The organism is Pseudidiomarina insulisalsae (assembly GCF_003987065.1).
GTDB lineage: Bacteria > Pseudomonadota > Gammaproteobacteria > Enterobacterales > Alteromonadaceae > Pseudidiomarina > Pseudidiomarina insulisalsae.
In genome coordinates this window covers 129,230-141,387 of record NZ_PIPY01000007.1, presented here as the reverse complement: position 1 = coordinate 141,387, position 12,158 = coordinate 129,230, and the positions used below count along the sequence as shown (strand labels likewise).

Below are 12,158 nucleotides of genomic sequence, written 5' to 3'. Positions count from 1 at the left end.
TCCTCAAATCGTGCGCTACGTGAAATTCTTTTAAGAAGCAGGGGTATTACTGCGAAAATTTCGCGTAGCAGCACAAATATGTGAATACCTACTTAAGCGCCATCTCCATTCGTATATCGTATTTAACATAATATACATTATGCGCAATCCTAGGATGGGTGATAAAGGGCCCGAACGAAGCCCGCTTTCCTGGTTGCTTCTTTGTTGGTTTTTGCGTGCTGCGGTTATTTTGCTTGTAGCTATTTCGTTATGCTGACGATAGGCTTAGGACGATTGGGATAACTGCTGTGTTCATACAAAAAAGGAAAAAGAAAATGCTTAAGAAATTATCCGTATTGGCTGCTGCCTCGGTACTCTCGCTAAGTGTCGTTGGCACCGCGCAGGCATCATTGCTTTATAAAATCACTGGTAAAAACATGGAAGAACCTTCGTACCTGTTTGGTACCATCCATCTGATTTGTCAGTCTGACTTCACCATGCATGACAAAACCCGCGCTGCTTTTGAAGAATCCGATCGGCTTATTCTGGAACTTGATATGGATGACCCTGCATTGATGCAGAGTATGCAGGCAAAGATTATGCATCCGGAAGGATTGCGTTTGTCATCGCATCTGAATGATGCCGAAAAAGCTTTATTAGATGAGTTCTTCAAGAATAATATGGGCGTGGGTCTGGCCACTTTTGATTCAATGCGCCCTTTTGTTGTCAGCGGTATGTTGATGACAGCGCAACTGGGTTGTACGCAACAGATGTCCTTTGAGGGATACTTTACCCAACAGGCAATGATGCAGCAGAAACCTGTTGAAGGACTCGAAACGATTGACTTCCAGTTTGGTGTGTTCGAGCAGATTCCGCATGACGAACAGGTTCAGTGGCTGGTCGATGCCCTTGAAGACGAGGCTGCGGCAAAAGCTGAGCTGCAACGTATGATTAGCCTATATAAAGCTGAGGATATGGACGGCTTATACAATATGTTCGCAGAAATGGAAGAATATGCGGCGTATAAAGAGCTTATTCTGGACCAGCGCAACTACAACTGGCAGCAGACCCTCGATGAGGAACTACAGGCTGAAGGCAGTGAATTTATTGCTGTTGGTGCAGGCCATTTGGGCGGCAAAGCTGGTATGATCGAGCTTTTACGTGAACGCGGTTATACTGTCGAACCGGTTCCAACTGCAGGCCAATAAGGACACTTCATGCGCGTCGCAGCAAATCATTTGCAACCTCCAATTCATGAATGGGCGCAGCAGCGCCCTGCTTCGGTCAATCCAAACCCGTTAATTGGACAACGGCGCGCATTAGCGGCGATTGAACAAACCATGCGTATTGGTGGCCGTTATGCCCATGGGTATATGGTCACCACGCCTGGTTTACGTGTTATCGATGTACTTGAGGAGCTGCAGCAACGGCATCAGTGGGTGCACTTTGAGCGCTTCGACTGGCTTTATCTTGCCAATCCTGCGACCGCCAGTGAGCCTTTATGCGTGAACGTGCCAGCGGGAACTGCACGGAATGTGCTGGACGGCATGATGAAGCTGTTTGAAACCAAGCCAGAAGAGCGCACTGAGCTATTGGAGAAACTGCAAAGCGACTATCCTACCGAGCGCTTTCAGCGCTATCTGCAGTTGGTAAAGGACAAGACGTTTGAAGACTTGCCCGGTAGCGAGTTAGCGACCGTTATTGTTCAGTCAGATGCGGAAAAAAATGACTTTGTCCTTTGCGATCGCGTGACCGACGCCAGCTTATTTGGCAGCATCCGCTTGCAGTCGGTAGGTGGCACAATCAGCTCTGAGCTTCACCTGATTCAGCCCGGCGCAATCTTAAAAGCAAACGGCGGTGTACTGGCGATTGATGCCGAAGAGTTATTGAGTCAGCCTGGACTGTGGCGCAAGCTCAAGTACATTTTGCGTACCAGCTTTTTCCATTGGCCACAGCCCGGCGAAGCAAACATTGCCGCATACTATCAGCCCGAACCGGTACCCATCCATCTGAAAGTATTATTACTTGGGGACCGCTCTATTTACGGGCAATTGCGTGAACTTGATCGCGATTTTGATAACTTATTCCCATACCTTGCAGATTTTTCTGCATATTACTCTCTAACGCAGGACAACCTTGTTCCTTATTTCGACTATCTTGCTTATGTTGAGCGTGAAGCAGCAACCCTGCCGTTAGCAGCCGGTGCCCTGCCCCTGATCCTGAAAGAATCCTCCCGGTTAAGCGATTATCAGACCGAGCTGTCGCTGGATACTATTGCGCTAATGCAGTTATTACGCGAAGCGGCAGCTATAGCGCGGCAACAGCAGCAAGAGGTGATTAGCGAAGATGCGGTACTTGCGGTACTGCAACAGCGGCAGCAGCGCGAGGGCTATATTGCCGAGCTGAGTCGCCGCCAGATTCTTGAAGGTCAGGTATACATTGCTACCGATGGCGAGGTCGTCGGCCAGGTCAACGGCTTAACCGTGGTGACCATTGGGGGCAGCGAGTTTGGTGAGCCGACCCGTATTACGGCCACCGTCCATTATGGCGACGGCGATATTATTGATATTGATCGTAAGTCGGAACTCAGCGGCAGTATTCATACCAAAGGCGTGATGATCCTGTCCGCTTATATCGCCAATGTTTTCGCCCGCAGTGAAGAAATGCGACTGTCAGCAACCATTGTATTTGAGCAGTCCTATTATGAAGTCGATGGTGACAGTGCGTCGTTAGCTGAACTTTGCTGCTTACTCTCGGCGCTTGCCGAAGCACCGATTGCGCAGGGACTGGCAATTACCGGTGCGGTTGATCAGTTCGGCGCGGTACAGGCTATTGGCGCCGTTAATGAGAAAATTACCGGGCATTTCGAACTGTGTCAGGCGCGCGACCTTGACGGTAAACAGGGCGTGATAATTCCCAAAGCAAACATGGGGCAACTGAACCTTGAGCCACATGTTATCGCAGCGGTAGAAGCCGGAAAATATGCGATTTATGCGATTGACGACGTTGCTGACGCGCTGGCACTGCTGACCGGTGAAAAACAGGAACAGTTGTACGCTCGTATTGAAAAGCGTTTAGCTGAATTGCAGCACTGTGAGCCAGAACAACCATGGTACCGCCGGATCTGGTAAAGATCACTAGTCGGACTTGTCTAGCGTACAAGTGTTCGCTAAGCTAGCGGGCACTTGAAGCAAAGGCAAGATAGATATGACCCAATCCAGTTTAACCCGTGAAGACCTTCTCGACTGTGCTGAAGGCAAAATGTTCGGTCCTGGCAATAGCCAGCTCCCCGCTCCTAACATGTTAATGATGGATCGTATCGTCACCATCAGTGACGAAGGCGGCGAATACGGTAAAGGCTTTATCCACGCTGAACTCGACATTCATCCAGACCTGTGGTTTTTTGATTGCCACTTTAAAGGCGACCCGGTCATGCCTGGCTGTCTTGGACTCGATGCGATGTGGCAGCTGACGGGCTTTTTTCTGGCCTGGAGTGGCGGCCCGGGTCGCGGCCGCGCCTTAGGTGTTGGCGAAGTGAAGTTTACCGGACAGATTTTGCCAACCGCTAAAAAAGTCAGTTATTACATCGATATGAAACGCGTGATTAAACGCAAGTTGTTCATGGGTATGGCTGATGGCCGCGTGGAAGTCGACGGTAAAACCATTTACACCGCGAAGGACCTGAAAGTCGGACTGTTTACCGATACTTCAAACTTCTAATAGTTTTCCTGGGCCTTACAGGGTGCTATAAGTACGAAAAAGCCCGCCAATTCGGCGGGCTTATCATTTTCAAATCTTTAATTTTTAAAATTGCTGCGCTGGACAGATTAACGATATAACCCTACACTTCGCGCCTCTTGCGCGTCGCGCCAACCGCCTAACCACTGGGAACGAATTTCCTGATTCTGATACGGACATAGCTCTTTTGAACGACCTGATACACCAGCTTTAAACCCTTGTGCATGTGCCCGCTCCAGGCGATCGCGTTTCTGTCTTTTCATCATTCACTTCCTCGTCCGGTTATTCTTGTAAAGTTTGATAAGAGCAAAAACTTTTATTTCACTCTTGTAATAATAGATAGCAACTGCGACGTGGAGTTCAACCGACAAAAAAAGCGCCTTTTCAGTAAAGCAGCTAAGCTACTGAAAAGGCGCCAGATCCGTTTTTTACTTTTTTAGATTAACTTGTACCGTTAAATGCGTAACTTGCGTCGAACTGTAATAAGACCGCCAATCAATAACATAGAGATGAATCCCCAGATACCTGTGGCTGCGCCCTGACGTTCAATGCGTTCTTCTTCACCGGTACAGTTGTTCAACTCACCCGCTACAGGATCGAAAATCAATGTTTTCGCTACCTGACGCGTCACCGTCTCACCGTTGTCATCCGTGCTTTGCTCGGCAACGATCCCGGTTGCGACCACTTCACCATTGGCATTGATGCCTTCGGCGCTGGCAATAAAGTAACCAGAGTCACAGGCGATGGCATCGTTCAGGTTGATAAAGGCCGCACCCGCAACCTGGCTCTCGTACATGAAACCAACACGGCGACGCTGTGCCGATAAGTCTGCATCAATTTCTGCGGTACCTACAATCACCCCCTGGTTGTTTACTGCTGTGGGGATGGTGCTTGAGCCATTAAAGAAACTGGGCAGCTCAGTCAGCGTATCGCTGTCAATATCGTAGCTGAAGCCAACATAGCGGTTGATGCCCTGAACGCGCTTAATGAAGAAGCCAACCACGAGATTTTCATCATTAATATCTGTTGCTGCGCCCCAAAGGTAATCGGTACTTTCAGTAACCGGCAGCGTTTCACCGTCAATAAACAACGCGGGCATCTTAATACGACGGGCTTCCTCTTGAACGCCCTCGAAGTAGGTCCAGCTTTGCCCCACGGCGATACCATTATTGTTAACGGCAAACGCATAACTGGAAAAATCACCGTCGTCTTCTTCACCACGTTCCATTAACGGCGGGTATTGTTGACTTGAAATGACATTACCATTGGCATCTAGCTGCCAGATCACTGCATTGATATCGTAAATGGAGCGATCTGCCGGCACGGTTGCACGGCTGTAAAAGCTTTGCAGGTTGGTTGCCGTTGAGGTGCTTAAGTTAAACCAACGCTGCCACATGCAGCTGTACAGTGAACGCGTCGCGGTTCCGTCAGCGATCCGCTCCTCGCAGGTATCGGCAAAGGCTTGCGAGGCAGGGCTAAGCGCCACGCTGGCAAAGCCGACTGCCAGATTCTGGTCGTTAATATCCATCATCGCAGTTTCACCACCTAAGTAGGCCTGCTCAGGTGCGGCATAGGTCTGCGTTGTCAGACCGTCAGACCAGATAGCCTGACGAATAAATGCGCGTTCGGTGTATCTTTGCGTGACTTGCTCGGCACTGTCACCCTCACCTACGGTATAGGTAAATTCTTTAAACTCATAAGGTGCTGTGCCCCAACCGACACGGACATTGTTGTTATTCAGGCCATTAAATAAATGATCGCTGGAGTCAGCCATTTCCGGGGTGTCAGGATCGGTGTCATTAAACACCTCGTTAAAGATGACATCCTGACCGTTAAAGTAGCCAGCGTAGTAATAGGTTACGCGCTGGTTTTCGATTTGCGTGTTATTTTTATCACGCAACCGGTTAATCAGCGCGTCGTACTGCGCCTGACTCAGTTCGTAATTTTCCAGATCGTCTTCTTCGCTGTTAATACCGACACTGGCAAGCGTGCCCGATGTTAACTTGGTCAGGTCAATTTCGATATCCAACGGAAACTGTCCCAGCACGATGCTGTGGCGGTTGTCATTAATACCGTATGGGAAAAGATGGCGAACGTTTTCTGGTGTTTCAATTTCCTGAACGGTGAAAATGTCAGCCTGTGCTGATGGTATCAGCGTGGCCGCAATTGCGATACCAAGCGCCCCTAAAGTAAACTTTTTCATAGGTCTGTTAACTGCTCTCTTTTTGTAAATTTTCGAGTTCGTCCCAACGTTCAAGTGCCTGCATCAGCTCTTCTTCTAATACAGAGAGGCGTTCTAACACACGTCCGGTTTCTTCATGCGGACGGTTATAGAACGCCGGGTCATTCACTTGCGTCTGAAGTTCCTGTTGTTCGTTTTCTAAAGCTTCAATGCGTTCCGGTAGCATATCAAGTTCACGCTGAAGCTTATAGGATAACTTTTTCCTGGGTTGTGCTGAACCCTTGATCACCGGCTTTTCTGACTGCCGTGCCAGTGGTTTAGTTCCCGAGGTTTTTTGCTGCGTCAAATAATGCTCAACATCGTTAAAGTCGCCGACGATCTCAGTGACCTTGCCCTCGCCCTCAAACAATAAAATGCTGGTGGCGGTGTTATTGACGAACTCACGATCGTGGCTGACTAAAATGACGGTGCCCTGGTAATCGGCAATAATCTGTTCCAGTAATTCCAGAGTATCGATATCAAGATCATTGGTGGGCTCATCGAGTACCAGCAGGTTGCTCGGTTGCAGGAATAACTTGGCTAACAGCGCGCGGTTGCGTTCACCACCGGACAACGCATGGACGGGCGTCCGTGCCTGCTGCGGTGCAAACAGGAAGTCCTGCAGGTAGCTGAGAATATGTCGGGTACGACCATTAAAAGTAATGTCCTGTTTGCCATCACCCACATTTTCCGCCACTGATTTTTGCGGATCCAGGGTAGCGCGATGCTGATCAAAATAGGCTACCTCAAGATTCGTACCCAGTTTTACCTTTCCGGCGTCGACCTGTTGCTGTCCTAAAATGACCCGTATTAAGGTGCTTTTACCACAGCCATTGGGTCCTACCAGCGCGATTTTATCACCACGTTGCAAGGTAAGATTAAAGTCGCGCAGAATAGGCTTACCGGCAAAGTCTAACTGAATGCCCTCGCCTTCGAACACTAACTTGCCGGAGCGCTGTGATTCCTGCACCGCCAGGCGCGCTGAACCTTGTTGCTCCCGGCGCTGTTGACGTTGTTTGCGCAGATCCTGCAAAGCTCTGACCCGGCCTTCGTTGCGGGTACGACGCGCCTTAATGCCCTGTCGGATCCAGACTTCTTCCTGCGCCAGTTTCTTGTCGAATTCGGCGTTCTGATTGGCCTCAACTTCCAACAATTCCTGTTTTTTTGCCAGGTAGTGATCGTAATCGCCGGGAAACGAGCTAAGCTGCCCGCGATCTAAATCGATAATGCGGGTTGCTAAACGGCGGATGAACATACGATCGTGACTGATAAAAAGCACCGCACCGCGAAAATCCAGTAACACAGACTCAAGCCACTGCACCATCTCAATATCCAGATGGTTAGTAGGCTCATCAAGTAACAACAAGTCGGGCGCAACGACCAGCGCCCGGGCCAGCGCAACACGACGCAGCCAACCACCTGATAACGCCGCCATCGAAGCGTTCTCATCCAGGCCTAAGCGGGTCAGGGTTTGTTCAATCCGGGTCTGAAGTTGCCAGCCGCTGACAGCCTCAAGCTGCGTCTGCAGTCGTGACAGCTCGGTAAGCAACACCTCGTTTTCGGGCTCGCGGGTCAGTTGCTGCGAGGTCTCATGGTAACGCTTTAATACATCACCGACGTCCGCAAGCGCTTCGGCGACGTAATCGTACACCCGTTGTTCAGAGTTGGCCGGCGGGTCCTGGGGCAAGCGGGCAACCACAGTGTCACCGACTTTCTGGATAACCCCATCGTCTAGCTGAATGTCGCCCGCAATTGCTTTAAGCAGCGTCGATTTTCCCGCGCCATTGCGCCCCACCAGACACAGACGCTCGCCCTCCTCGATGACCAGATCGACATGGTCGAGAATAGGTTCGCGGCCAAAAGCCAGTTGCGCTTGTTGAATACGTAATACGGTCATGCGCTTAAAAATTCCGTTAATTCATTAGTAAATGGCCAGCGCAGCTCGGCGTCGTCCTTACCGCGCACCAGAACCGGAACCAACAGGGCATACTCTTCCAGCAGCTCTGGTTGCTCACTGATATCCACCCAGTGCAAGCGGACCGGTTCCTCGAGCTGTAAGCGGTGAATTTCCGCCAGTGCTTCGTTGCACAGCGGACAGTTCGGTTTCGTCAACAGATAAAAATCATCCATGTTGGTGGCTAACCTTAAATAAATGATGAATGCCTTTATGACGCGCAAAGTCGGCGCTGATGGAGCGCTGGGTCCAGTCTTCGGCTTTCAGAAATGCTTCTGCCAGTCCCTCTTCGTCGAGCTTAAACCGGCGTTTATTATTGGAAAACAAAATCACGCCGTCATCTTTTAATAAGCGCGCCGCCAGTTTCAGCAAATTCACGTGATCGCGCTGGATGTCCAGTACGTCCTGCATACGCTTCGAGTTTGAAAAAGTCGGCGGATCGAGGAAGATAACATCAAAGCGCTGCTGCGGCCGTTGACGTTGCAACCACTGCAAACAATCCGCCTGAATAAAAGAATGTCGCCGCGGCTGTAACTGATTCAGACGAAAGTTGTCCTCGCCCCAGGCCAGGTAAGTCTTGGATAAATCCACCGAAGTGACATCCCGGGCGCCACCTAAAGCGGCATGAACCGAAGCGGTGCAGGTATAGGCAAACAAATTTAGCACCTGTTTGCCGCTGGCCATGCGGCCCAGCTCGCGACGCGCCCAACGGTGGTCGAGAAAGAGCCCGGTGTCCAGGTAGTCACTCAGATTAACCTTGAACTGCGCGTCATATTCATGAACCACGGTAGTGATATCGCGCAGTTGCTGGCGCTGGTACTGTTGTTTACCGGCCTGCTTTTGCCGCACCTTTAAATGCATATTGGCAGCGGCAAAAGGTAACGTTTCGGCCAATGTATCGAGCAGATACCAGAGTCGCTCTTTTGCCACCGCGGGTGGAATGTCTTTTGGCGCCGCGTATTCCTGAATGACCAGATGTTCGTTATAAACGTCGACCGCGGCATTGTACTCAGGGAGATCCGCGTCGTATAAGCGCCACGCACTAACGCCTTCTTTTGCCGCCCATTTTTCCATTTTCTGGTAGTTTTTCCGCAGTCGGTTAGCAAGATCGCTGGATTGCTCCTGGGTAAACTCAGTTTGCTCTTTTTGCAAGTCGTAGAGGGCCAGAATGACCTCCAGCGCACCGTTAAACAGCTTGTATTTCTTATGACTGCGCAATTTCAGGCGTTTCAACAGGCTTTCGTCGCCGGCCAGAATAGCAACCTGCCATGACTGAAATTGCTGGCGCAGTTGCTGCCCGAAGCGACGATAAAGCAACAGTGTTTCGACTTCTTCGCCTAAGCGTTCACCGTAGGGAGGATTACACAGCAGAATTTTTTCCTGAGCGGTGCTCTGCGGCGCACTGACTTTTGTCGCGTCGCCAGATTGCCACTGACAGCGGTCGCTGATTTCCAGGCGTGTGGCATTCTGATCAGCGATGGCAAGCACACGGGCATCATTATCAGAACCATATAACCGTAAGTCAGATCGTTCGCTGGCCTGCTGGAATCGTTGCTGAGCTTCATTCAGCAATTGTTGCCAAAGCTGCGGCTGGTATTGCCGCCAGCGCTGTAAACCCCATTGCTGGCGGCGTAGGCCGGGTGCATGATCAAGCACAATCATTGCCGCTTCGAGCAGTAAGGTACCTGAACCACAAAATGGATCGACCAGCACTTCGGTGTTTTGCGTAACACCGGCGCGCAGCGCAATCGCTGCTGCCAGAGTCTCGCGCAACGGTGCGGCGCCCTGCTCTAAACGATAGCCACGACGGTGCAATGGTTCACCGACTAAGTCCAGATACCAGGTTAGCTGTTGCCGGTGTAAATGGGCATGGATACGCACATCAGGCGTTTCGCGATCCACATTCGGGCGGCCTAATCCCTGCTCGCGAAAATGATCGACAATACCGTCTTTGACCAGTTGTGCACCAAACTGCGTGTGACGAATCTGCTGATTCTGCCCGGTAAAGCTGACCACAAAGGTCTGTTCAACATAAAAGTGTTCGTGCCATGGGGTCTGGCTAATGGCCGCAGTGGCCGCGCCGAGATCGCGACCTACTTCACACTGGCCGAGTTGCAACAAGACACGGCTGGCCAACCGACTCCATAAACATACCTTATAGGCATGCAAAGTGTCGGCCTGAAAACGACAGCCTGCTACCGTTTGCTGGACATCGGTTAACCCTAGTTGTTGTAACTCCTCAAACAGTAAGGGTTCTAAACCTTTCGCACAGGTAGCGAAGTAGTTTGATGTTGCAGTCATGTTAAATGCAGTTCCTTAAGCGAATGTGGCGCTATTATACGGTATGCATAGCACGCTGTATTGGGGCAATTGCCTGAAAAAACACCATTCAGAGTGGATTTGATGAAATAACCGGCAGTTAAGTGAAAAGCCTCTTGCGTTATTCTAAAACCTTGGTAACATGCGCAGCATCGGACGCGGGGTGGAGCAGTCTGGTAGCTCGTCGGGCTCATAACCCGAAGGTCGTAGGTTCAAATCCTGCCCCCGCAACCAATTACTTGCCAATGTTTATTCACTGCCTTGTCATAATGCCGTCCCGGCAAATCCCTTAAGTAACTCAGTAGCACATCTGCCAGCATATCAGCGCCGCGCAGCACGACATTATCGCCGTCCAGATGTGGGAAATCGCCGCCACCGTTGGCGCGATAATTATTGGTTGCCACATAAAAACGCTGCTGCTCGCTGACTGGCTGATCGTTGTAGGTAAGACTAACCACACGTTTACCGACAGGTTTACGAATATCGATGACGTAACTCACCCCTAAGATACTGTCGAAGTTATAGTGCGGCACATCTTGATCCAAAGCGGCCCAGCAGTTTTCCGCACTGGCACTGACTTCATTAAAGCCGCGTGCGCTGTATTCCAGCCAGTCACGTAATTGCGCGCCATTAATGGCAACCACGTCAAGGGTATTGGGGTAGCGATATAAGTCACCGATGGCGCCACGCTGTAATTCGCCAGCCGCAATTTTGGTCGCCGCTTCATCAGGGCTAAACGCAGCTGCAAAAGGCGCCGCGGCACTAAGTAGCGGAAGCGGCTCTAAACCACTGGCCTCCAGCAACTGCCGTGCCCGCCAACCTTGCGCGCGTTGCACAAACTGCACCGCCGAGCTTGGCTCCCAGCGCGCGGTACGATAACTCAGTGGTTGCGCGATCGAGCCCACTGGCTGTTGCATAAACTTCAGGGTCGCCGCGTGCGCCTCATTGAGCAAGGGCTTTAATTCGTGCGCTACCGGAGTGTCTGCAGTTACTGCGCGTACACTCACCAGCGGATTAAGTACCTGCCATCCGGTATCGGGCTGATAGCTTAGCGGCAAATCAATAATGCCCAGATGACTCCCGTACGCTCCCGGTTGCACGGCCGGCACGCCACGTACCCGTCCCTGCTCGCTATCGACTTCCGGCAGCCGGTTGTAGGCATCAGTGCCGGGAAACACCTCATGCTGATGACCTAACAGCAAAGCATCAATGCCAGCGACGCCCGCCAGCAACCAACCGGTTTGTTCTTTATCTTCCGGGTCGGGTGTTTGTTTGGGCATACCGGTATGTGCAGCCAATACCACCACATCAGCGCCCTGCTCGCGCGCCTGCTTAGCGTAAAACTGAGTTGTGCTGAGCATTCCGTCGGCACTGACCCGGCCCTGCAGATGGTGTTGATCCCATTGCATGATCTGTGGCGGCGTGACGCCAATCACGGCAATGCTCAATGGCACGCGGGCCCCGCTGGTCGGATCGACCACTTCACGTTCAATCCAGACCAGCCGTTGTAGCTGATTCTGCAACTGCTCCGGAGCGCTGGCACTGACAACTAAATTACTGGCGACCACCGGAAATTGAGCGTCACTATAACTTGCTGCAAGAAAGTCCAGGCCAAAATTAAATTCATGATTACCGAGGTTGGCAACATCGTATTCCAGGGCATTCAGCATCGCGATAATCGGGTGAGTTTGCTGCTGTATAGGAAAGTCTTCAGCAACGTAATCGGCCAGCGCTGAGCCCTGAATTAAATCACCGTTCTCGACCAGCAGATTTAACGGCTGTTCCCGCCGCGCCTGTTCAATCAGCGTGGCGGTCGCAATGAGTCCCTGCCCGGTAATGTCATGTCCGGCAAAATAGTCATAGTTCAGCATTTGTCCATGGACATCGCTGGTCGACATAATTCGCAAGGTGGTGGTGAATTCAGAAGGTTCCGACATAAATGGCTGG

At 51.1% G+C, this 12,158-nt stretch carries 9 protein-coding genes and 1 tRNA gene; 4 read left to right on the top strand and 6 right to left on the bottom strand.

Annotation, left to right across the window (positions count from 1 at the left end; all coding sequences use genetic code 11):
* Window positions 1-314 precede the first annotated feature (314 nt).
* From CWI71_RS07860 to fabA, 3 genes are all read left to right on the top strand, one after another.
* On the top strand, window positions 315-1,187 hold the full coding sequence (locus CWI71_RS07860) for a TraB/GumN family protein (protein ID WP_126754713.1): 873 nt from the start codon (window positions 315-317) through the stop codon (window positions 1,185-1,187).
* Between the two features lie 9 nt (window positions 1,188-1,196).
* Complete coding sequence (locus tag CWI71_RS07855) at window positions 1,197-3,110, top strand: Lon protease family protein (RefSeq protein ID WP_126754712.1); 1,914 nt, start codon at window positions 1,197-1,199, stop codon at window positions 3,108-3,110.
* Window positions 3,111-3,186: 76 nt separating this feature from the next.
* Window positions 3,187-3,699: a 3-hydroxyacyl-[acyl-carrier-protein] dehydratase FabA gene (gene fabA / locus CWI71_RS07850; RefSeq protein WP_126754711.1), complete on the top strand. Its 513-nt coding sequence runs from the start codon at window positions 3,187-3,189 to the stop codon at window positions 3,697-3,699.
* Window positions 3,700-3,806: 107 nt separating this feature from the next.
* On the opposite strand, the gene rmf is transcribed toward fabA, so the two are convergent.
* The 5 genes from rmf to rlmKL form a co-directional block, all read right to left on the bottom strand.
* Window positions 3,807-3,980 carry a ribosome modulation factor gene (gene rmf, locus CWI71_RS07845; protein ID WP_026862194.1) on the bottom strand — a complete coding sequence of 58 codons (174 nt, stop codon included), beginning with the start codon at window positions 3,978-3,980 and terminating at the stop codon, window positions 3,807-3,809.
* Between the two features lie 191 nt (window positions 3,981-4,171).
* On the bottom strand, window positions 4,172-5,920 hold the full coding sequence (locus tag CWI71_RS07840; RefSeq protein WP_126754710.1) for a DUF3466 family protein: 1,749 nt from the start codon (window positions 5,918-5,920) through the stop codon (window positions 4,172-4,174).
* A 7-nt stretch (window positions 5,921-5,927) separates the two neighbouring features.
* Entirely contained in the window at window positions 5,928-7,835 is a 1,908-nt protein-coding gene (gene uup, locus CWI71_RS07835) for an ATP-binding cassette ATPase Uup (protein WP_126754709.1), read from the bottom strand.
* Window positions 7,832-8,068, bottom strand: coding sequence for a glutaredoxin family protein (locus CWI71_RS07830; protein WP_126754708.1), 237 nt, complete (start codon window positions 8,066-8,068; stop codon window positions 7,832-7,834). The genes uup and CWI71_RS07830 overlap by 4 nt, the downstream gene beginning before the upstream one ends.
* On the bottom strand, window positions 8,061-10,193 hold the full coding sequence (gene rlmKL / locus CWI71_RS07825) for a bifunctional 23S rRNA (guanine(2069)-N(7))-methyltransferase RlmK/23S rRNA (guanine(2445)-N(2))-methyltransferase RlmL (protein ID WP_126754707.1): 2,133 nt from the start codon (window positions 10,191-10,193) through the stop codon (window positions 8,061-8,063). The genes CWI71_RS07830 and rlmKL overlap by 8 nt, the downstream gene beginning before the upstream one ends.
* Before the next feature lie 175 nt (window positions 10,194-10,368).
* Here rlmKL and CWI71_RS07820 point away from each other — a divergent pair.
* A tRNA-Met gene (locus tag CWI71_RS07820) sits at window positions 10,369-10,445 on the top strand.
* Here CWI71_RS07820 and CWI71_RS07815 read toward each other — a convergent pair.
* Window positions 10,424-12,148: a bifunctional 2',3'-cyclic-nucleotide 2'-phosphodiesterase/3'-nucleotidase gene (locus tag CWI71_RS07815; RefSeq protein ID WP_157981079.1), complete on the bottom strand. Its 1,725-nt coding sequence runs from the start codon at window positions 12,146-12,148 to the stop codon at window positions 10,424-10,426. The two genes, CWI71_RS07820 and CWI71_RS07815, sit on opposite strands and share 22 nt — an antisense overlap.
* Window positions 12,149-12,158: the final 10 nt, after the last annotated feature.